Source organism: Alkalibacillus silvisoli (assembly GCF_039521975.1).
GTDB lineage: Bacteria > Bacillota > Bacilli > Bacillales > Alkalibacillaceae > Alkalibacillus > Alkalibacillus silvisoli.
Window position 1 is genome coordinate 445,222 of the sequence record NZ_BAAACZ010000009.1, and the last position, 21,376, is coordinate 466,597.

Below are 21,376 nucleotides of genomic sequence, written 5' to 3' on the forward strand. Positions count from 1 at the left end.
AAACTAATTAATAGGCTTTTTATCTTCATCTAACGTAAAGCCCTCTCCTAATACATCATGTACATGAGAAACAGTTACAAATGCGTGAGGGTCAATCTCTTGAATAATATTTTTTAATTTAACAATTTCATTTTTCCCAACTACACAATAAAGGATATGACGATCGTTGCCTGTGTAATACCCTTTTCCATTAATAATCGTTATACCACGTTCCATCTGTTCAGTGATACCTTTAGCTAGTTCATCACTAAGCTCTGATATAATAATCACACCACGCGCGGCATAAGCTCCTTCTTGAATGAAATCAATAATTCTTGCACCGATAAATACCGCTACTAAAGTATACATACCTTCTACTTCATTTAAATAAAACACAACAGAAGCGAGAATAACGAGCGCATCAAACAAGAACATAGTCCTACCCATGCTCCATCCAGCGTATTTGTTTACAAGACGAGCAATTATATCTACTCCACCAGTTGTCCCACCAAATCGGAATATTATACCTAATCCAACTCCGATAAATGTTCCAGCGAATAATGCAGCCAAAGTCATATCGTTTTGTAATGAAAATGCTGGGTAAGCTTGAAATACCCATAAATAGACTGATACAGCAATGGTTCCGATGATCGTGTAAATAAAAGTGATTCTTCCTAACAACTTTAGTCCAATAAAAAATACGGGTATGTTTAATACTAAATTCATAATTCCAGGATCCCATGAAAATAAAAAGTATAATAACAAAGTGATTCCGGTAAATCCACCTTCTGATAAATTGTTTTGCATATTAAAATTAACAATACCAAATGAGAATATAGCAGCTCCAATTAAAATAAAGATAACGTTTTTTACTTTTATACCTTGAAACATCTTAGCCCTCCATAAAAACAAATTACACTCAAACCATTATAGCCAAATTTAGCCAATGCAGCAATTTCTTATTGTAAATCAATATCATATTAATTCGTTAAATTCGTAAAGATAAAATATTTAAATTGAATGATTTGTCAAAACCTTATTCTTTAGCTAACATTATGATAGATTATAAAGAGGAAGTGATTGCTAGTGGCTAATCAACATACGACTGAAGAAATGCAAAAACGTGTACATGCATTTATTAGTCAATTTGAAGAAGGGTACTTTTCACCCTTAGCTATGATGACGAGATTAACTGAGGAAATGGGTGAATTAGCCCGTGAAATCAACCACTATTATGGTGAAAAACCGAAAAAATCTACTGAAGGTGAGAAAGAATTAGAAGAGGAACTAGGTGATTTACTTTTCGTGATCATCACACTAGCTAATTCATTAAACATTGATTTAAACGAAGCATTCGACAGAAGTATGTCAAAAATTGAAATTAGAGATCAAGATCGTTGGACGAAAAAGGAGAATGAATCATGACTGAAACAATCAACATTATTTTAGCAGGACCTCGAGGTAAAATGGGAACAGAAGCCCTTAAATTAATCGAACGTACCGAGCATTTTAATTTAGTTGGGTGCATTGATCGTAAGAATGAAGGGTTATCTATAAAAGATATAGATGGTCTCCCTGATATAGAAGCGTCAATTTACACTAATGCTAGTGAAGCATTTGACCGTTTGAACGCAGATGTATTAATCGATTTAACAAACCCTGAAGTTGGCTATGAAAACACACGTCTAGCTTTATTACATCAAGTAAGGCCAGTTGTTGGTACATCTGGTTTTTCAGATGAACAGTTAACGACTCTTGAACAGTTAAGTGACGAGAATAATACTGGCATTGTTATTGCGCCTAACTTTGCAATGGGTGCTGTCTTGATGATGCGTTTCTCTAAAATGGCAGCGAAATATTTTCCTAATGTCGAAATTATTGAAAAACATCATGACCAAAAGCTAGACGCACCATCTGGTACAGCAGTGAAAACAGCACAAATGATCCAAGAGTCAAGACAAGCACAACGACAAGGTCATCCTGAAGAGAAGGAAACGATTGATGGTGCTAGAGGTGCAGGCTTTGATGGGTTTAGAATCCATAGTGTTCGACTACCAGGATATATCGCTGAACAAGAAGTCACCTTTGGTCAAACAGGTCAAACACTTAAAATTACACATAGTTCAATGGACCGTTATTCCTTTATGAGTGGTGTTCAGTTTGCAGTCGAACAAGTTGTCGAAATGGATGATTATGTTTACGGTTTAGAAAATTTAATGGAATAGTAGGTGAAATCAATTGAAAATAGCTTTAATCGCGCACGATCAAAAGAAGCAAAATTTACTAAACTTCGTCACAGCCTATGAACCCATTTTCAAACAACATGAGCTATTTGCAACTGGTACAACGGGGAGAAGAATTCATGAAGAAGTCGGATTAGATATTAAAAGATTACAATCTGGCCCATTAGGTGGTGACCAACAAATTGGTGCTAAGGTTGCTGAAGATGATTTAGATTTAGTGATTTTTTTTAGAGATCCTTTAACAGCACAGCCACATGAGCCCGATGTCACAGCTCTTTTAAGGTTATGTGATGTCTATAAAATTCCAGTTGCCACAAATGTTGCAACAGCAGAAATTATTGTTCGTGGCCTTGAAAATGGGTGGTTAGACTGGAGAAAACTTAAAGAATCGGTAGGGCTATATCATGAGTAAGCGAATTGGTATTGTTTGTTATCCAACAGTAGGGGGTTCAGGAGTAGTCGCTACTGAGTTAGGGATATTTTTAGCGGAACAACAATATGAGGTTCATTTTATTTCGACCACAATGCCATTTAGGTTGAAGCGCCTTTATCCTAATATCTATTTTCATGAAGTAGAAGTGGCAAACTACCCTGTATTCAAACATCCACCATACGATTTAGCCTTAGCTAATAAAATTGCTGAAGTAGTTGACCGTGAAAAACTAGATATCATCCATGCTCACTATGCTGTGCCTCACGCCATTTGCTCGCTTTTTGCAAAACAGATGGCGTCTAGAGATGTTAAGATTGTGACGACTTTACACGGAACAGATATTACTGTGCTTGGAGCTGATCATAGTTTAAAGAACATGATCCGCTTTGCAATCGAGCAATCAGATGCTGTAACCGCTGTGTCACAAAGTCTAAAAGAGCAAACAAAAGATGTGTTTCAAATAGATACAGACATAAAAGTGATTCATAATTTCGTTGATTTACGAGAGAGAGTTCCAGCTTTTGACCAAGACTTGAAAGAGCGTATTGGCCTATCATTAGAAGACAAAGTCGTAATACATATATCAAACTTTAGAAAAGTAAAGCGAGTTGAACAAGTGGTTGAAACTTTCGCTATGGTTAAAGACAAAGTGAAATCCAAGTTATTATTAGTCGGTGATGGGCCTGAGTATGGAAGTGTAAGAGAAAAAGTAATAGACCTTAATTTACAACAAGACGTGATTTTTTTAGGAAGACAAGATAATATCCAAGACCTACTACAAATAAGTGATGTCAAATTACTTCTTTCTGAGAAGGAAAGCTTTGGACTCGTCTTATTAGAAGCAATGAGTCAAGGTGTTCCTTGTGTTGGAACTAAAATTGGCGGCATACCTGAGGTGATTGAAGATGGGGTTAATGGTTTTATATGCCCATTAGGTGACTTAAGTTGTGTTGCAGAAAGAGTTGTTCGTCTTTTAACTGATCAAAATTTATGGACAGAGTTATCAAAACAATCTAAATCAATTGTTGAAAAACATTTTCAAACAGAACAAGTTGTCAGGCGATATGAAGAAGTGTATGATCACGTACTAAATAAGGATTGATAGACATGTTAGGAGAACCATTTATAAAAGCGAAAAATATTATAAATACTTTTGAAAATCATGGCTTTGAAGCTTATTTTGTAGGTGGTTCGGTGCGTGATTATTTATTAGATATACCGATTGGTGATGTCGACATTGCAACGAACGCAAAACCTGATGAAATGTTAAAGTTATTTAAAAGAACAGTTCCAGTCGGTATTGAACATGGAACCGTAATAATTATTGATAATGGGCATGATTTTGAAGTGACAACTTATCGGACTGAAGGCGATTATGAGGATTTTAGGCGTCCGGATTCTGTTGAATTTGTAACAGATTTAAAGTTAGATTTAAGTCGTCGTGATTTTACTATTAACGCGATGGCGATGAATATGAATGGTGAGGTGATTGATCCTTATGATGGTCAATCTCATTTAAAAGAAAGAATGATTCATACAGTAGGTCTAGCTAAAGACCGCTTTTCTGAAGATGCACTTAGAATGCTTAGAGCAATCCGTTTTGCTAGTCAATTAGATTTCAACATATCTAATGATGTGAGTGCAGCAATTCACCAATATAAAGACTTACTAAGTAAGATAGCAGTCGAACGAATTCAAGCTGAACTGTTTAAGATGTTTAAAGGTGCCGGTGTTCAACGGGGTTTATCATCATTAGAAAAGACAAAACTAGATCAAGCATTACCATTATTCAACTATGAACCGAATCTAGTTTCCAAGTTGAAAGCTCATGTGATCGATTTAATTGAGTATCCGAGTGTGGTCATAGCCGCTTTAACGTTATTAAGTGACCATCATTTCTTTGATGATTGGATCAAAACTTATAAAATATCTAATCAAATTAAGAAAGGCGCTATACTCCTAATTAACTCACTTAACCATTATAATCAAAAGGGTGTGAATGAAGAGCTTTTATACAAATTAGGTGAAAGTCAGTTCAGACCGTTCATTGAAATAGTTCATGTTATGACTGGTGAATGTTTAGAGTTAAAAGCTTTGACTATGCAGTATGAACAACTTCCTATTCATTCAAGAGGTGATTTAGCAATTTCAGGTCATGACATCATGAGTATGTTTCCAAATATGAGTAAGGGTCGTTGGATCGGCGAATATTTAGAACAGGTTGAACGGTTAGTCCTTTTAAAACAAATTTCTAATAACCATAAGGATATAGAGAGTGAGGTGAAGAGATGGAAGGAACTAGACATAAATTAATTGACCTTCTTTTTCAAAATCAGGATAGTTATATTTCTGGGCAGGAACTATCAGACCAATTAAACATTTCTAGATCTGCTATATGGAAACATATGAATGAGTTGAAAAAAGCTGGATATGAGATTGAAGCTGTAACAAATAGAGGATACAGAATAGTTAATTTACCAACTGTTTTATCTGAAGATGCAATTAGATGGGGACTTGAAACAGATTGGCTAGGTCATCATTTACATTACTACCCATCTGTCACATCAACACAAAATATTGCTCATGATTTAGCACGAGATAAAGCTTCGCATGGAACCGTAGTTATGGCAGGTGAACAAACAAAAGGTAAGGGTAGGATGAAGCGTTATTGGGATTCTAAACAAAATGCAGGTTTATGGTTTAGTACAGTATTACGTCCTAAGTCTTTAGAGCCTAAAAACGCGACACAAATTACTTTAGTAGCTGCAGTCGCACTTGCGAAGGTTATGTCTAATTATAGTATACCTGTAAGAATAAAGTGGCCCAATGATTTGTTTATAGGTGAGAGGAAACTGTCAGGCATTTTAACTGAGATGCAGGCAGAACAAGATCAAATCGACTATATTATTTTAGGAATCGGAATTAATGTTAATCATGATAAGAACGATTTTGACCAATCGATCGTGAATCAAGCAACGTCTTTAAAAATCTATGCGGAAGAACAAATTAATTTAAACGATTTATTTAAAAGCGTTGCTAAAGAGTTCGAATTACAATATGAAAGATTTATTGAACAAGGGTTTAAGCCGATTAAATCAGAGTGGGAAAGTTACGCATACAAAATGGGAGAATGGCTAAAAGTACGTGCACAAGGTGAGTGGAACGCTAAATTGGTTGGTATACATGAAGATGGTGCACTAAAAGTGATCGATGAAAATGGACAAGAACACTTACTGTATTCTGCTGAAATATTATGGTCTTAATAGATTATTAAGAGGTGTTAATAGATGAAAACGACAAAAATGTTGAGTCAAAAGAAACAGAATGGTGAAAATTTAGCTATGATTACTGCTTACGATTACCCGTCTGCTAAACTATGTGAACAAGCTGGTGCTGATTTATTATTAGTAGGTGATTCATTAGGAATGGTTGTATTAGGCTATTCCTCAACGATTCCCGTTACGATTGATGATATGATTCATCATGGAAAGGCAGTTCGTCGTGGAGCACCCAATACATTTACTGTTGTGGATATGCCATTTATGTCATTTAATGTTTCAATGGAACAGACGCTAATGAATGCTAAAAAAATGTTTCAAGAAATTGAACCAGCAGCGTTAAAAATCGAAGGTGGACAAGAGGTTACAGAAGTAGTTAGCAGTTTAACTGAAGCTGGGATTCCGATTGTCGGCCATATCGGATTAACACCTCAGACTGTCAACGTGTTAGGCGGTTACCGTGTTCAAGGTAAATCGGAAAAAGAGGCTAATAAGTTGATTGAAGACGCAAAAGAAGTTCAAGGTGCAGGGGCTGTTGCTTTAGTTTTAGAATGTGTTCCAGCACCTTTAGCAGAGATTATTACAGAAGAACTTGACATTCCAACAATTGGAATTGGTGCAGGTGCATCTTGTGATGGACAAGTGTTAGTTTATCATGATCTATTACAATATGGCGTTGAACGATTGCCTAAATTTGTAAAGTCATATACTGATTTGAACGAATTAACAACTCATGCATTAGCAAGTTATGTACAAGATGTAAAAGACAACCAGTTTCCACAAGAAGAGCATACTTATTCAATAAATGAAGATACATTAAAGGGGTTATATGGCAAGTCATGAAAACTATCAAAACCATTGATTCGATGCGACAAACTAAAAAAGGATTTCATGAATCTAATAAATCAATAGGCTTTGTACCGACTATGGGATCATTACACGAAGGCCATTTGTCATTAATTAGAAGAGCGAGAGAAGAAAACGAAATCGTTATTGTTAGTATCTTTGTTAATCCACTACAATTTAACCAATCACATGATCTAGAGCAATATCCGCGGAATTTTAAACGGGATGAACAGTTGTTAATGAATGAAGATGTAGACTACGTTTTTTATCCTACTAAGGAGGAGATGTATCCTAATTCGTTATCAGTTGATTTGAATTTAAGTAAACGTAAAGATGTGTTATGTGGTGCTACAAGACCAGGTCATTTTGAAGGTGTGTTAACAGTATTAACGAAATTATTTAATATTATTGCACCTAACCGTGTTTACTTTGGATTAAAAGATGCACAACAAGTAGCTGTTGTTGATGGTCTTATTAAAGATTTAAACTTCGACATTGAGTTAATTCCAGTACCAACTGTTCGTGAATCTGATGGATTAGCGATGAGTAGTCGAAATGTTAACTTGCTTAAAGAGGAGAAAGAGGAATCACACTATCTTTATCAAGCACTCCTAAAGGGAAAAGGTGTTGTAGAAGAAGGCGATTGGAGTAGAGAACAAGTTATATCAACTGTTCAATCAGAATTAGAACATCATTTATCTGGTGAGGTCGATTATGTTGATTGTTTAACATATCCTGAATTATCAAGTGAAATTTCAAAAATTCATGATATAATAATTGCGGTTGCTATTAACTATAAACAGGCTAGGTTAATTGATAACATAATCTTAAAACCTTCAGGAGAAGTTAAATATAGGAGTGAACCATAATGTTTCGTACCATGTTAAATAGTAAAATCCATCGTGCAACGGTAACAGAAGCTGACTTAAATTATGTTGGAAGTATTACAATTGATTCTCATATTTTAGAACAAGTCGGCATTTTACCACATGAGAAAGTTCAAATTGTTAATAATAACAATGGGGAGCGCTTTGAGACATATGTCATTGCTGGAAAGAGGCATAGTGGAGTGATTTGTTTAAATGGTGCAGCTGCTAGAAGAGTTCAAAAAGGCGATACCGTTATTATAATATCTTACGTCACTTTATCAGATGAAGAACTAGATGGCCACCAACCTAAAATTGCCATTATGGAAGATGATAATCAAATTGGTGAAATCATTGTAGAAGAACCGCCCCTTACTGTCTTATAACTCCCTTGGTTTTAGGGGGGGGTTATTTTTCTTTAATCGTTAGTTATTACATAATACTTGATTTAAGGAAGGGGGTTAATGATGGACAGGTATGTTGTAGTTGACCTTGAGACAACAGGGCACTCAGTCAAAAAGGGCGATGAGATTATTGAAATTGGTGTCGTTGTTGTCGAGGACTCAAAAATAGTAGAAGAATATGCGACAAAAGTTAAACCGACAACAGATATTCCAATGTTCGTATCGAATTTAACAGGGATTAATGAAGAAGATTTAGTTGATGCCCCATATTTTAATGATATCATTCCTGATTTGCTCCCTATAATTGAAAACAGTTACTTTGTAGCTCATCACGTTCATTTTGATTATGAATTTTTAAATGCTGCATTGGAGAGTGAGGGTTATAAACCGCTTAATTGTCCAACAATTGATACGGTTGAATTAGCAAGGATTTTATTTCCTAAGGCACCGGGATACAAATTATCTGAGATTACACAGTATTTAGGGATTGATCACTCTTCACCACATAGAGCTCTTTCTGATGCTTATGTAACAGCTTTATTATGGGTAAAACTTAAGCAAAAACTTCAAGCATTACCGTTGAAAACATTAGAAACCCTAGATCCATTTATTTCGATATTACATAGCCAACTTGATGACTGGTTTCAACCATTGTTAGAAAGTAAACGTCATTTATATGATGCATCAAGTAATTTGACCGAACAAAATGGATTAATGATTCAACAAATTTCAGAGGATAAACAGCTTATTGATCATGATTCTTTTTCTTTTAATGAGGTTATTGAAAATACTTTACGTCTTGGCGATGATGACGTTCGAGAAGGCCAGCTAGAAATGGCTCATTTAATTTATGAAAAAATGAATCAACAAAAAAATGTTGTCATAGAAGCTGGAGCAGGTTTAGGAAAGACAAAAGCATATTTACTACCTGCGTGGTATCAAGCCTATGAGAATGGTAAAAAGTCAGTTATTAGCACTAGTACAATTCAATTACAAAATCAAATCGTAAAAGAAGCGGAAAAGTTGTCTTCTGCAATTAATCAACAAATTAAGATTACGGTTTTAAAAAGCCCTAAACATTATATTAATACTAAACGTTTTAAAATGTATTTAGATCATTTTGATGAGTATGAAAATTATGATGCAGTCTTAACGCTTGCGATTATTGTGATCTGGTTAACTGAAACAAAAACGGGTGATATTGACGAATTAAATTTACCATCAAATGGTGAGAATATTTGGAAGTATGTTAACTGTGATCAGCTCCAATCAAGTGATGATAGTTCCTATTTTCATAAAGCTCTAAACCAATGTGAGAGTTCAGATTTAATTGTTGTGAATCATGCTTTTTTAATGACTGATTCTCTTAATGGGTATAATCGGATACCAAGCTTTCATTATGCTATTATTGATGAAGCTCATCATCTTGAAAATATAACACGAGATCAGTTTTCTAAAGCTTTAAGTTATGTGAGTATTGTTCATTTGTTGCAAGATTTACAAAAGGTTGTTCAAAATGACGCGGTCGATCAAGCTAAGTTTTATGCAGATGCGTTTTTTAGATCGGTTTATCAAGCTGTGGAATTTCTGCACAGTGACGATGATTTATTAACTGATACCGGCAGAGCTCAACTGACAGTCGGAGAAGATTATTTGAATTTAATGTTAAATGGTGAGATTAAAGACCACTTGAATCAATTATTACTAGCCATTAATCACATATTAAATGAGCTCAAGGGTCGCAAAAACTTAAATCAGTGGACGAAGTTAGTTATTCAGTATGCAATTGACAAACTAAATGAAATGATGAATATTTTTAAGGGATTTTTTGATTTGTCAACTCAAGATGTACGTTGGATTGAAATCGATCAATATGGAGCTAAAAATGCTGCAACCATACATGTCGAGCCAATTATAGTTAGTGAGCAATTAGAAAAGGTTTATGAAAATGCTGATTGCTTTGTATTTACAAGTGCGACAATCCAAACAAACCAATCATATCAGTCATTTTTAGAAGGGACTGGCCTAAATGAAGAGACTGAATGTGTAACCTTAGCATCACCATTTAATTTTGATAAGCAAACCAAAATTTTAATCCCTAATAATATCCCCGATGTATCAAAAACTAAGGTAAATGCTTATACAGCTTATGTTGCTGGTTTTTTAGAGGATTATGTGACTAACGCTGGTCGTAAAGTGTTAGTCTTGTTTACATCGTATGACATGTTGCGACTTGTTTATAAATATTTAAAAAGATTAAAATCACTCAATCAATACTCAGTCATCGGACAAGGTGTATCAACAGGAAGCCGCGATAAGTTGAAAAAGATGTTTGAAACAGAAGAATCCATCATTTTACTGGGTACTAATTCTTTTTGGGAAGGAATCGACTTAACCGATCAAACTTTTAAAACAGTTTGTATGGTGCGACTCCCGTTTGAAACACCCAGCAACCCTTTTATGCAGGCAAAAAGTTATGCACTTGAAAAAGAAAACTATAATGTTTTTGAACAATTAGCCTTACCGATAGCAATACAACGGTTTAGACAAGCTTTTGGTCGAATTATTCGTAGCAAAGATGACCGAGGGGTTTTTATTATTCTTGATCAACGGATTATGAAAAAGGGATATGGGAAAAAGTTTATCCAATCACTTCCGAAGACGCCTGTTATTTATGATGACCAAAAAGAGATTATTGAACATGCAAAAAAATGGCTTTCATAATCATCAATGAATTACTAAATAATAGGTCTAGATGTTGATTAAATAATGGATAGGTGTTGGGATGATGGGCTTTTGGGTCAAACTACTAATGATAAGCTTCTTATTAACAAACTCAACGATTAGTTCTGTTGCTGAACGCGAATTAATATTTACACCAATTGATTCTGGTGATATGGCTGTGTTACACCTTAATGAGGAAGAAATGTTTTTGATTAATACAGGGGATGCTAAAAGCTTACCAACTGTAAAAAACACACTAGCTCAATGGCCAGAAAAGACTTTAAAAGGGATTTTAATTACTGCTCCTAAAGCTGAGAATTGTGGTAATTTAGAGGCTATTTCTTCTGAATGGGAAGTTGATCAAATTTATGTATCTTATGAATCAGAGACGATCTGTGAATTATCACACGAGGAGTACAATATATTGTCACTTACAGACCAAAAAGTAATTGCTTTAAGTAATGATTTCTATTTAAAGTATGTTGGAAATAATAATCAAGGTAATATTATTTTGTCTAATGAGGTATTTTCAATTTATTGGTATGAAACAGACCAAAAAATTAATGGAGAGCATGATGAGCAAATTCAATTAATTTATGTGCCATCTTATGCAGATGCTAGTAGTATCAACCGAGAAGAAATTAATCGAATTGATCCACAAATGGCAATTATAAATGAAAAAAATGACCAAAAACGAAATAAACAAATTCATGGTCTTTTTCAAGAATCGTGGGTGGAAACTTATTTTTTAAAGAGATTTATTGCTATTCACATTTCTATATATGATAGCGATTATGATGTTTATTTAGAAAGATTGAATAAGTAAAGTTCTTAAGCGGTTGCAACAGATTTCTGCTGAGTGCAACCGCTTAAGTTCATATCACCGGAAAAAAGTATTAAATCTAATAAAAATCCCATCTAACTTCAATGTTATAGACGATTCGACTCTCATTAGTGTCATTAGGCTAAAGAAACTAACGCCAAACCTTTCATAAAAAAATGTCTAAAAATACATAAAAACTTGTTATAATATAGAGGGAATGATTAAATAGAGTATGATACTTAAGTAGAGGATGAATATGTTTGTCGCTAAAGAAAATATTTAGCAATAAAATTGTGGTAATCTTATTTAGTGTCTTCGCTTTAATGATGATCATTGGAGTTCTTGTATCCTCATATTTCTATTATGAAATACAAGGAACACACAATGATGAACAACAGACGTATATCAATATTGCACTTGATTATTCGCCAATTGAAACTGTTGAAAAAGATTATGCTTACAACGGTGAAGAGGATTATACAGTTGTTCAAGGAATAGATGAAGATGAACGGTATTATACGTTTGTTCCAAAGAAGGAAGAATTAAATGAAGATGATGTTGAGTGGATACTTGAAGATGAAGGTATTACAGAAGAAGAATTAATATCAGAATGGCGAAAAGACTGCAGTAATTGTAAGCTATTAAATGTCACCCCAGGTATTATGAATGATCAATTTATTTGGGAATTAATTTATGAAAATGAAAATCGTATGTACTTTCGAACTTTTTTGTTTGAAACAGGAGAATTATACGATTCGATATCATTCAACAAAAATTAATAAGGAGCGATACATATGGAACTAGCAGATCGCGTACAATCGTTAACACCATCTAGCACATTAGCCATTACATCAAAGGCAAAGGCATTAAAGGCAGAAGGACATGATGTGATTGGGTTAGGTGCAGGTGAACCAGATTTTAATACACCTTCATATATTTTAGATGCTGCAAAGCAGGCGATGGATGAAGGGAAAACGAAGTACACAGCTTCAGGTGGTCTTCCTGAACTAAAAGAAGCGATTATTAATAAATTTAATAGAGATCAAAATATTGAGTACACCCCTAACGAAATAATCGTAACTACAGGTGCTAAGCATGCACTTTATACGTTATTTCAAGTGTTACTTAACCGTGGAGACGAAGTGATCGTTCCAATACCATATTGGGTAAGTTATCCTGAGCAGATTAAACTTGCAGAAGGACAACCTGTTTATGTCAAAGCTTCTGAAAATAATAGCTTTAAAATCACACCAGATCAATTAGAAGAATCCATTACTGAATATACGAAAGCCGTTGTCATAAACTCACCTAGTAACCCTACAGGTGTTTTGTATACTGAAGAGGAATTAAAAGCTTTGGGAGAAGTAGCATTAAAGCATAATATTTTTATTGTTTCAGATGAAATCTATGAAAAGTTAATTTATGGCGAAAAGGAACACACTTCGATTGCACAAATTTCGAGTGAGCTTAAAGATCAAACGATTATCATCAATGGTGTAAGTAAATCACATTCAATGACAGGATGGAGAATAGGTTATGCTGCTGGTAATCAAGCGATTATTTCTGCAATGACTAACCTAGCTTCACACGCAACATCTAACCCAACTTCAATTGCACAGTATGCTGCAGTTGCTGCTTATGAGCACTCTGAGGAGGAAATTGACAAAATGAAGTTGGCTTTTGATGAACGCCTTAATAAATTGTATAATTGGTTATTGGAGATTCCAAACTTATCATGCGTTAAGCCAGATGGTGCATTTTACTTATTTCCAAATGTTAAAACAATCGTAGAACAATCACCATTTGATTCAGTAGATGAGTGGGTTAAAAAACTTCTTGAAGAAGAGAAGTTAGCAATCGTACCAGGTTCAGGCTTTGGAGCGGAAGATAATGTCAGGCTATCTTATGCGACATCGTTAGATCAATTAGAAGAAGCAGCAAAAAGATTGAAACGCTTTGTTGAGAAGTATAGTTAGGAGGAACAGTAGTGAGAACAACAATCGCAAATGTATACAAACATGTTAATGAAACAGTCACAATTGGTGCGTGGCTACATAATAAACGTTCAAGTGGAAAAATTGCATTTCTACAGTTAAGAGATGGTTCTGGATTTATTCAAGCAGTGGTTGCAAAGGCAGCAGTTTCTGAAGAGGTCTTTGAACAATCTAAAAATATTACTCAAGAGACATCTTTATATGTAACAGGAAAAGTAGTGGAAGATAGCCGCAGCCCGTTAGGTTTTGAATTACAAGTAAGTGATGTAGAAGTAATCCAAGAAGCACTTGACTATCCCATTACACCTAAGGAACATGGTACAGAGTTTTTAATGGACCATCGTCACTTGTGGTTACGTTCTAAGAAGCAGCATGCCATTATGAAGGTGCGTAATGAAATTATCCGTTCAACATATGAGTTTTTCAACGAAGAAGGATTTGTTAAAGTTGACCCACCAATTTTAACGGGTGCATCAGCAGAAGGAACGACAGAATTATTCCATACGAAATATTTTGATGAGGATGCCTATTTATCACAAAGTGGGCAGCTATACTTAGAAGCGGCTGCTATGGCATTAGGTCGTGTTTTCTCTTTTGGACCGACATTTAGAGCTGAAAAATCTAAAACGAGAAGGCATTTAATAGAGTTCTGGATGATTGAGCCTGAAATGGCATTTATGGACCATGATGAAAGTCTTCAGCTACAAGAAGAGTATGTAGCATATGTCGTTCAATCTGTGCTTAAAAACTGTAAAATAGAATTAGAAACTTTAGAGCGTGACACAACTCAATTAGAAAAGATTAAAGCACCATTCCCGAGAATCACCTATACAGATGCAATTAATTACTTAAATGAACAAGGCTATGACGATATTAAGTGGGGAGATGACTTTGGAGCACCACATGAAACAGCAATTGCTGAAGCATACGATAAACCAGTATTTATAACGCATTTTCCAGTTGAGATTAAATCTTTCTACATGAAACCAGACCCAGATAATCCTGATGTGGCTTTATGTGCAGATTTAATTGCTCCAGAAGGTTATGGTGAAATTATCGGTGGCTCTGAGCGTATTGATGATTATGAACTAATGGCCAAGCGATATAATGAGCATGAACTAGATGGTCCTGCTTATGAGTGGTATTTACAATTACGTCAATATGGTTCAGTACCACACTCAGGTTTTGGTCTTGGTTTAGAGCGTACTGTGGCTTGGATTACAGGAATTGAGCATATTCGTGAGACGATTCCATTCCCACGCTTACTAAATCGTTTATACCCATAAATAAGAGGATGACTCATTTGTTTGAGTCATCTTTTCTATTCGAGTCTTAAGGGAGTGATGGTATGCACTTACCGTTTTCTTATCAAAAGTTATTAACAGAACAGATTAATATTCCAAGTAAATTAATAAACGATTATAATGGATTAGATTTAAATGAAGAAGATCTAATGGTCATCCTACAAATTTTGAATTTACAAAAGTATGGTGAATTATTACCATCATTTGAACTAATTGCTAAAAATATGACGATTAATGCAAATGAAGTTGCCAATGTACTTAAGAAATTAAGAAATAAAAATTACTTACAAATTGAACAGTTAACAGATGAAGCAAATGCACAACATGAATGGTATTCACTATCACCTTTGTTTGAAGCGTTGTATGATGTTGAAAAAGAGTCGTCAAAAGAGGAAGAAGGAAAGCTATTTCAGCTTTTTGAACAAGAATTTGCCCGCACATTATCACCAATCGAAATCGAAACAATCAGTTATTGGCTAGATGAAGATCAATTCAAACCACCTCTAATTAAAGCAGCATTGCGTGAGTCTGTTTTAATGGGGAAGCTCAACTTCCGTTATATTGACCGCATATTAAACGAATGGAAGAAAAAAGGGGTTCGTTCGGTAAAAGATGTAAAGCAATCATCTCAAAACAATCAGGAAGTACAAGCACCTAAAGAGAAAAGGGACACATCTGTTTATTATAATTGGTTAGAAGAATAGAGGGGGAGAAGAAAGGTGTTAACAAAAAAGAATATTCGATTTGTATTAGATACTTTAGAAGAAATGTACCCAGATGCTGATTGTGAATTAACTCATGACAATGAGTTGGAATTATTAATTGCAGTTGTATTATCAGCCCAAGCAACAGATGCTTTAGTTAATAAGGTGACACCAGGGTTGTTTTTGAAATATAAGACACCAGAAGATTATATTAATGTATCATTAGAAGAACTACAAAATGACATTAGAAGAATTGGATTATATCGTAATAAAGCGAAAAATATCCGGAAGCTTTGTGCCGATTTAATTGAAAAGTATGATGGGGAAGTACCTAATGATTATGATGCGCTTGTTAATTTAGCTGGGGTAGGTCGAAAAACAGCTAATGTTGTGGTTTCTGTAGCTTTTAATCAACCAGCTATTGCTGTTGATACCCATGTCGAAAGGGTATCTAAAAGGCTTGGAATATGTCGCTATAAAGACTCAGTTTTAGAAGTAGAAAAAACACTAATGCGAAAAATACCTGAAGAAGAATGGAGTCCAACGCATCATCGTATGATTTTCTTTGGTCGTTACCATTGTCAGGCTAAAACACCAAATTGTCCTGAATGCCCATTACTTGAAATTTGTCGTGAAGGTCAAAAAAGGATGAAGAAACGGAGTTAATACATGAAGACAGAAGAGATTGATTTGAGGTTTGAACGTTGGGATGAAGTTTCTCTAGAAATCGAACAACTTGTTTTAGCCCGTGAATTTAGTCAGACTAAAAACCATGTGTTATATTATTTAGATGAATTAAAAGTGGTCATTCTTCATGTTAATGAAGTTGAAGTCGAAGATCAGTATAGTGTTTCATTATTTGATTCATTAACATATATCCCTCTAAACGTTAGTGAGCGATTAGCTTTTATTGAAAATAGAAGTCATCACCGCCATGGTTTTGTTCAACTCAATGAACTCTATAAAGAAATGAAGAAAAAATACGCTATTGCTAAATTAAAAGCTAACCAAAAAGGCTAGTGTCACTTGATTTGACACTAGCCTTAAATATGATCTCTTTTATACCATTAAAACAAAAGGAGTTGCGAACACATGCACCATAACATAATATTACTAGGGTTGGAAAACTTTCGTGTGATGGTGGATGATCAGACACTGAATCGTTCAGTGGTATCCAAGTCTTATTGCATTATAAGTTTTAAACATGTACAAACAGGTGGAATAAATAAGGAGTGCTCTTAGATGAGCACCCCTTATTTGAATAGAGTTACAGTTTAGAGTTAGAAATGTTTTCCCTCAAGATCGAGATCATCTGTTAGCTAAGACTGTCGAATTTGAGGGTACAATTCAAAAAGTAATAGTCTGTTATTCCTGATCTTCTACCTCTTCAGGGTCAGGTGGAGGGTCTATACCGATTTCTTCATCAATTTCGTCATCCCCATCACCGTCTCCATCTTCATCTTCGTCATCAGTTCCGTCATCATCGTTGTTTCCATTCCCATTCCCATTTCCGTTTCCATTTCCGTTACCTTCACCATTTCCATTACCTTGGCCATTCCCATTTCCATTACCGTTGCCTTGACCATTGCCGTTACCTTCACCGGGTTCGTCTTCTTCTGGTGGTGACTCTTCTTCTTGTTCTTCTTCATCTTCATCTTCATCGAAGAAATCATCCCAGAAGTTAGAGTCTTCACCAGGAATTTCAATGGATTCAGAAATAGGGTCACTTCGGTTCTCATCATTGTCTTCATCGTAGGCGATTACTTCAAATGTATAAGTTGCGCCTAATTCTATATCAGTAAACGTAAATTCTGTATCAGAAAGGTTTGTGTTTTCAACTTCGCTGCCATCTTCACTAATTGTTAATTCAAATTCAATATCATGCTCATCAGAACCAGGGTGACTCCAAGTAGCCTCAATAATTTGATCTTCTTCATCAAAGTTTAAGTTTAATGATTCTGCTGGTTCTACCATGTCATATTCCTCTGATTGTTCACTTGGTTCTGTGCCTTCTACAAAGAGTTCAGTTACAATTTGATCGTCTGGCGTGAACTCACTAGGAAGTTTAGCAGGTCTTGATCCTCTTTCAATATCGACTTCAACTACTGAATTAGGACGTGTGAAGTCTGCTGTTTCTACACCATTTGAAAGGTTTTCCATCATACTCTGGAATAAAGGTCTTGTTCGGCTACTTACTGATTGACCTTCATCAGAAGGATAACCATTCCAAACTGAAACTGTATAGTTAGTTGTATAACCAACTAACCAAGAATCAATATCCTCGTTAGTACCCGTTTTAGCTGCAACAGGTAAACCACCAAAGTTTAATCCACTTGCAGTACCATTTGGATGAGCAATCGTATCTTTCAACATGTCACTAATCATGTATGCAGTATAATCCGACATAACTGGATTACTTTCCCGGTCGACTTCTAATGTCTCACCATCTCTAAATTCAATTTTAGTAATAGTGTGAGGGTCATTATAAACGCCTTCATTACCAAAGGCTGCAAATGCTCCCGCCATTTCATAAGGGTTTGTTTGAATGTCGTTTACACTACCAATAGGGTACGATTCAGCCACACTATTTTCAATTGATGAAATACCTAAACTTCTGGCAAAATCCCCGGCTTGAGAACGATCAATTTCATCACGAACATTTTGTACTGAAGGAACGTTTAATGAGCGGTATAAAGCTTCACGCATTGTAACCCAACCATAATAATACTCACCAAAGTTACGGAAGGATTGTTCTCCTTCACCGTCCCACGTATAGTAAGCTTCTGATGAATCATCTAAATACTGATGATAGGTTGATAATTGGTTTTGTTCAATAGCAGGTCCGAAGCTTACGATCGGTTTAATTGCCGATCCAGGTCCACGACCACTGTCTGTAGCATAGTTAAAGCCACGGAAGTCATCTTTATTTCTTCCACCACCAATTGCAAGAACTTCACCACTTGCTGTATCCAAAGCGACAATAGCCGCTTCTTGGCCTTCAGGGTGATCAACAGGGCTCTCTTCGCTTAATAAGTGCTCAACATGCTCTTGAGCGCTTTGGTCTAGTGTTGTGTGAATCGTTAATCCAGCTGTGTATAGGTTAATGTCATCATCATCGATTATTTCTTCAGCCTCTTCATAAACTGTTTCAATGAAGGCTGAATACTTTAATTCACTTTCATAACTTTCTTGAATCATATCCTCAACAGATATTTCTTTTGCTTCTTCAGCTTCTTCTTCAGTAATCTTTTCATGTCTTACCATTAAATCTAAAACAGTATTTCTTCTTTGTTCAGCAAGGTCAGGGTTATTAGCAGGGTTGTAAGCATTTGGTCGTTGCGGAATTCCTGCTAGCAGTGCTGCTTCAGCAAGCGTTAAGTCATCAAGGTCTTCTTTGCCAAAGTATACTTCTGAAGCTTTTTGCACACCATAAATGCCATTACTGTAATAAATCTTATTTAAATACATCATTAAGATTTGTTCTTTTGAATATTCGCGTTCAAGTTGTAAAGCCAAGTATTGCTCTTGTACTTTACGCTCCATACGCTTTTCATTAGTTAATAAGAAGTTTTTGATCACTTGCTGTGTAATAGTACTAGCACCTTGCGAACCAAACCCGCCCGTGATATTGGCCATAACAGCTCCGCCAATACGCCTTACGTCAATACCACTATGGTCATAGAACCTGACATCTTCAGCTGCAAGTACAGCATCTTCCATAATAGGTGATAAATCTTCATAATCGATAATAGTTCGGTTTTCAGCTGCCAAATCTGCAACTTCTTCACCATTTCGGTCGAGTATAGTTGTGCTTGCTGGGACTTCTAGTTCTTCAGCAGTTAACTCAGGTGCATTACTAATAAATGAATAGAGCACACCTAAACCAATAGCAAATGTCACTAAACCAATAACTAATAAGGTGACAAATACTTTTTTCCAATTTATTTTTCGATTCTTTTTTTTGTTTTGTTTTCTTACTTTACGACTTTTAACTTGTTCAGTCATTTCAATCTCCTCCGTTAATGTACACATCGTCGATTATACTTAGATAGTCTACTTTTGCCTGTAATTGAAACGGAATTAAATATCCGTGCTCTTTTATAAATGGATAAGAAAGTGATTTACGTCCACCAAGTTCTTGTTGTTCCCATACAACTAAGAGTGGCTCTAATGGCAAAAGATAGGTTTCATCTTTTATTGTGAAGCGAATGATTAAAAAGCTAATTCCACCATGTTGTTCAATTCTTTTCATATGCTTAACTTGGTGAGGATGAATATTGGTCAAAGGTAGTGATTGCTTATTTTTTGTTTCTTTCGCTTCAAAATCAAGATGCTTCCCTTTATAAATACCATTAAAATCTGTAGTCGATGGTTTTTGATAATAAGCTTCCTTGATGACAGCTGCACTTCTTTTAGGATAATCGACTTGCACAACTTGAACCGGTGTCGGCTTTTTATGGATTACAGCCTTGCCTGATTCTAAATAATAATTATTCGATTCTACGATCTCTTTTTCGAGGGTCATTCCCCTGTTGGCGAAAGCATCGTTTGTTTTATAGGATTGTTTATTTGAAAGGCTTGTATAATGGCTTTGCCGACTTCCCTTTGGGTACTTCAAAAATGATTCCTCCTAACAATCCTATTATACCAAATTTTAAATTAAAAAGATTTGGATATACTGTGAATATAGTCAGCAATTAACGACACAAAAAGTACATAAAGGAATGGCGAATGGCAATATGATCCCTTTAATGGTTAATTATATTAAAGCACAGACAAAAACACATAACATCAATAATGTAGCTCGTACAAAAGCTTATTTGTCCTTTTATGAAGAAAACCCTGATGTTAAATGGACATTTCTTGCAAGTTTTGTATCTAGAAATGCCGGTTGGAACATGACAGACTTACAATCTAATACTTATAAGGCTTTATTGAGTAAACAACAGTTAAAGTCACTTTATTTAACGTATGAAAGCATAAATTGGTTCATATTCCAAGATGCTTATCCGCAACTATTAATTTATAAACTTTCCAAAGAACAAAAGAAGCCATTATTCTTTTTATTTAAATATTTTCACATATCTTCATTTATGGAAAGAGAATGGTATCACTTTTATCAACATCAAGATTTTAACAGATTAATGTATTCCCAAATTATAAACGAACAAAACATTATTCAACAGCCGATTATTAAACATAATCCTTACAGAAAAGCAGTTTTTAAATCATTACCATATCGCTTACAAGAGCTGCTTCATTTAAATGCTGTATTGCTCCCAACTGAACAAGGAAAGGTTTATGGAGAGTTTGTACCTCATTTCACTCATGTTCATAAAAGGATTAAGTTTGGAAAACAACTAGCAGCTATATTGTTTTATCCCTATTTATATCCATTGTTTAATAGTTTTTCAAGAAATATACCTGTAACTGGAGAACGGAAAGAATATGAACAGTTTATAAATTTAAACAATGAGTTATCAACTAAACCATTGACTGAATTATACCAAGACACTGAACATGAATTAACAGCACCTCGAAAAGACTGGTCTAATCATACTAAAATAAAGCGCAAATGGTGGAAAGAACCAAACGTTAAGAGAATTGAACCTTTTGCAAATCAATTTTATGAAAAACGTAATCAACTTCATAAACTTAGTGATGCTAAAGGGAAATTAACTCAAGTTACTGTCGAAAAAAAGTAGCTTAAAGGAAGTTTTGTGTGATCACTTCTACTTTTGTCATGTATGAAGGAGATATAGATCATAAGACTGAATT

The 21,376-nt window shown here is 35.0% G+C and carries 21 protein-coding genes; 18 read left to right on the forward strand and 3 right to left on the reverse strand.

The genetic code is table 11. The features are described from left to right. Nucleotides 1-3 precede the first annotated feature (3 nt). Complete coding sequence (locus tag ABDZ63_RS06500; protein ID WP_343782535.1) at nt 4-870, reverse strand: YitT family protein; 867 nt, start codon at nt 868-870, stop codon at nt 4-6. Nucleotides 871-1,092: 222 nt separating this feature from the next. On the opposite strand from ABDZ63_RS06500, the gene ABDZ63_RS06505 reads away from it, so the two are divergent. The 17 genes from ABDZ63_RS06505 to ABDZ63_RS06585 all read left to right on the forward strand — a co-directional run bounded on the left by ABDZ63_RS06505 (nt 1,093) and on the right by ABDZ63_RS06585 (nt 16,618). Further along, nucleotides 1,093-1,404: a nucleotide pyrophosphohydrolase gene (locus ABDZ63_RS06505; RefSeq protein WP_343782659.1), complete on the forward strand. Its 312-nt coding sequence runs from the start codon at nt 1,093-1,095 to the stop codon at nt 1,402-1,404. Then, nucleotides 1,401-2,204 (forward strand): 4-hydroxy-tetrahydrodipicolinate reductase, encoded by an 804-nt coding sequence (dapB, locus tag ABDZ63_RS06510; protein ID WP_343782536.1) that lies wholly within the window; start codon nt 1,401-1,403, stop codon nt 2,202-2,204. Before ABDZ63_RS06505 ends, dapB begins: the two co-directional genes overlap by 4 nt. 13 nt (nt 2,205-2,217) lie before the next feature. Continuing rightward, nucleotides 2,218-2,634, forward strand: a complete 417-nt coding sequence (gene mgsA, locus ABDZ63_RS06515; RefSeq protein ID WP_343782537.1) for a methylglyoxal synthase — start codon at nt 2,218-2,220, stop codon at nt 2,632-2,634. Beyond that, complete coding sequence (gene bshA / locus ABDZ63_RS06520; RefSeq protein ID WP_343782538.1) at nt 2,627-3,757, forward strand: N-acetyl-alpha-D-glucosaminyl L-malate synthase BshA; 1,131 nt, start codon at nt 2,627-2,629, stop codon at nt 3,755-3,757. Before mgsA ends, bshA begins: the two co-directional genes overlap by 8 nt. Before the next feature lie 5 nt (nt 3,758-3,762). Continuing rightward, complete coding sequence (locus ABDZ63_RS06525; protein ID WP_343782539.1) at nt 3,763-4,968, forward strand: CCA tRNA nucleotidyltransferase; 1,206 nt, start codon at nt 3,763-3,765, stop codon at nt 4,966-4,968. Next, a complete protein-coding gene (locus ABDZ63_RS06530) occupies nt 4,944-5,918 on the forward strand; it encodes a biotin--[acetyl-CoA-carboxylase] ligase (protein WP_343782540.1) in 975 nt (324 codons plus the stop codon). Before ABDZ63_RS06525 ends, ABDZ63_RS06530 begins: the two co-directional genes overlap by 25 nt. Before the next feature lie 24 nt (nt 5,919-5,942). Continuing rightward, nucleotides 5,943-6,776 carry a 3-methyl-2-oxobutanoate hydroxymethyltransferase gene (gene panB / locus ABDZ63_RS06535; protein WP_343782541.1) on the forward strand — a complete coding sequence of 278 codons (834 nt, stop codon included), beginning with the start codon at nt 5,943-5,945 and terminating at the stop codon, nt 6,774-6,776. After that, nucleotides 6,773-7,648 (forward strand): pantoate--beta-alanine ligase, encoded by an 876-nt coding sequence (gene panC / locus ABDZ63_RS06540; RefSeq protein WP_343782542.1) that lies wholly within the window; start codon nt 6,773-6,775, stop codon nt 7,646-7,648. The genes panB and panC overlap by 4 nt, the downstream gene beginning before the upstream one ends. Further along, entirely contained in the window at nt 7,648-8,031 is a 384-nt protein-coding gene (panD, locus tag ABDZ63_RS06545; protein WP_343782544.1) for an aspartate 1-decarboxylase, read from the forward strand. The genes panC and panD overlap by 1 nt, the downstream gene beginning before the upstream one ends. Before the next feature lie 81 nt (nt 8,032-8,112). Beyond that, nucleotides 8,113-10,773, forward strand: coding sequence for an ATP-dependent DNA helicase DinG (gene dinG, locus ABDZ63_RS06550; RefSeq protein ID WP_343782547.1), 2,661 nt, complete (start codon nt 8,113-8,115; stop codon nt 10,771-10,773). A gap of 64 nt (nt 10,774-10,837) precedes the next feature. Beyond that, nucleotides 10,838-11,599: a hypothetical protein gene (locus tag ABDZ63_RS06555; RefSeq protein WP_343782548.1), complete on the forward strand. Its 762-nt coding sequence runs from the start codon at nt 10,838-10,840 to the stop codon at nt 11,597-11,599. Between the two features lie 320 nt (nt 11,600-11,919). Then, a complete protein-coding gene (locus ABDZ63_RS06560; protein ID WP_343782550.1) occupies nt 11,920-12,375 on the forward strand; it encodes a cell wall elongation regulator TseB-like domain-containing protein in 456 nt (151 codons plus the stop codon). 15 nt (nt 12,376-12,390) lie between these two features. Then, nucleotides 12,391-13,572, forward strand: a complete 1,182-nt coding sequence (locus ABDZ63_RS06565; RefSeq protein ID WP_343782551.1) for a pyridoxal phosphate-dependent aminotransferase — start codon at nt 12,391-12,393, stop codon at nt 13,570-13,572. A gap of 11 nt (nt 13,573-13,583) precedes the next feature. Further along, nucleotides 13,584-14,876 (forward strand): asparagine--tRNA ligase, encoded by a 1,293-nt coding sequence (gene asnS, locus ABDZ63_RS06570; protein WP_343782552.1) that lies wholly within the window; start codon nt 13,584-13,586, stop codon nt 14,874-14,876. A 62-nt stretch (nt 14,877-14,938) separates the two neighbouring features. Continuing rightward, nucleotides 14,939-15,598 carry a DnaD domain protein gene (locus ABDZ63_RS06575; protein ID WP_343782553.1) on the forward strand — a complete coding sequence of 220 codons (660 nt, stop codon included), beginning with the start codon at nt 14,939-14,941 and terminating at the stop codon, nt 15,596-15,598. Nucleotides 15,599-15,613: 15 nt separating this feature from the next. Beyond that, nucleotides 15,614-16,264, forward strand: a complete 651-nt coding sequence (nth, locus tag ABDZ63_RS06580; RefSeq protein WP_343782554.1) for an endonuclease III — start codon at nt 15,614-15,616, stop codon at nt 16,262-16,264. Nucleotides 16,265-16,267: 3 nt separating this feature from the next. Next, on the forward strand, nt 16,268-16,618 hold the full coding sequence (locus ABDZ63_RS06585) for a YpoC family protein (RefSeq protein WP_343782556.1): 351 nt from the start codon (nt 16,268-16,270) through the stop codon (nt 16,616-16,618). Nucleotides 16,619-16,963: 345 nt separating this feature from the next. Here the strand turns inward: ABDZ63_RS06585 and ABDZ63_RS06590 are convergent, their stop codons facing one another. Together ABDZ63_RS06590 and recU are read right to left on the reverse strand one after the other, a co-directional pair. Next, entirely contained in the window at nt 16,964-19,603 is a 2,640-nt protein-coding gene (locus tag ABDZ63_RS06590; protein ID WP_343782557.1) for a PBP1A family penicillin-binding protein, read from the reverse strand. A 1-nt stretch (nt 19,604) separates the two neighbouring features. After that, nucleotides 19,605-20,216 carry a Holliday junction resolvase RecU gene (gene recU / locus ABDZ63_RS06595; protein WP_343782558.1) on the reverse strand — a complete coding sequence of 204 codons (612 nt, stop codon included), beginning with the start codon at nt 20,214-20,216 and terminating at the stop codon, nt 19,605-19,607. Between the two features lie 133 nt (nt 20,217-20,349). Here recU and ABDZ63_RS06600 point away from each other — a divergent pair, with 133 nt between their 5' ends. After that, entirely contained in the window at nt 20,350-21,303 is a 954-nt protein-coding gene (locus tag ABDZ63_RS06600; protein ID WP_343782559.1) for a DUF2515 family protein, read from the forward strand. Nucleotides 21,304-21,376: the final 73 nt, after the last annotated feature.

Coding starts and splice junctions, on each gene's coding strand:
- ABDZ63_RS06575 (WP_343782553.1), top strand. CDS start 14,939: ATGCACTTACCGTTTTCTTATCAAAAGTTATTAACAGAACAGATTAAT.
- ABDZ63_RS06530 (WP_343782540.1), top strand. CDS start 4,944: ATGGAAGGAACTAGACATAAATTAATTGACCTTCTTTTTCAAAATCAG.
- ABDZ63_RS06525 (WP_343782539.1), top strand. CDS start 3,763: ATGTTAGGAGAACCATTTATAAAAGCGAAAAATATTATAAATACTTTT.
- ABDZ63_RS06555 (WP_343782548.1), top strand. CDS start 10,838: ATGGGCTTTTGGGTCAAACTACTAATGATAAGCTTCTTATTAACAAAC.
- ABDZ63_RS06585 (WP_343782556.1), top strand. CDS start 16,268: ATGAAGACAGAAGAGATTGATTTGAGGTTTGAACGTTGGGATGAAGTT.
- panC (WP_343782542.1), top strand. CDS start 6,773: ATGAAAACTATCAAAACCATTGATTCGATGCGACAAACTAAAAAAGGA.
- ABDZ63_RS06560 (WP_343782550.1), top strand. CDS start 11,920: ATGATGATCATTGGAGTTCTTGTATCCTCATATTTCTATTATGAAATA.
- ABDZ63_RS06500 (WP_343782535.1), bottom strand. CDS start 870: ATGTTTCAAGGTATAAAAGTAAAAAACGTTATCTTTATTTTAATTGGA.
- ABDZ63_RS06565 (WP_343782551.1), top strand. CDS start 12,391: ATGGAACTAGCAGATCGCGTACAATCGTTAACACCATCTAGCACATTA.
- ABDZ63_RS06590 (WP_343782557.1), bottom strand. CDS start 19,603: ATGACTGAACAAGTTAAAAGTCGTAAAGTAAGAAAACAAAACAAAAAA.
- panB (WP_343782541.1), top strand. CDS start 5,943: ATGAAAACGACAAAAATGTTGAGTCAAAAGAAACAGAATGGTGAAAAT.
- bshA (WP_343782538.1), top strand. CDS start 2,627: ATGAGTAAGCGAATTGGTATTGTTTGTTATCCAACAGTAGGGGGTTCA.
- dapB (WP_343782536.1), top strand. CDS start 1,401: ATGACTGAAACAATCAACATTATTTTAGCAGGACCTCGAGGTAAAATG.
- ABDZ63_RS06505 (WP_343782659.1), top strand. CDS start 1,093: ATGCAAAAACGTGTACATGCATTTATTAGTCAATTTGAAGAAGGGTAC.
- ABDZ63_RS06600 (WP_343782559.1), top strand. CDS start 20,350: ATGGTTAATTATATTAAAGCACAGACAAAAACACATAACATCAATAAT.
- dinG (WP_343782547.1), top strand. CDS start 8,113: ATGGACAGGTATGTTGTAGTTGACCTTGAGACAACAGGGCACTCAGTC.
- panD (WP_343782544.1), top strand. CDS start 7,648: ATGTTTCGTACCATGTTAAATAGTAAAATCCATCGTGCAACGGTAACA.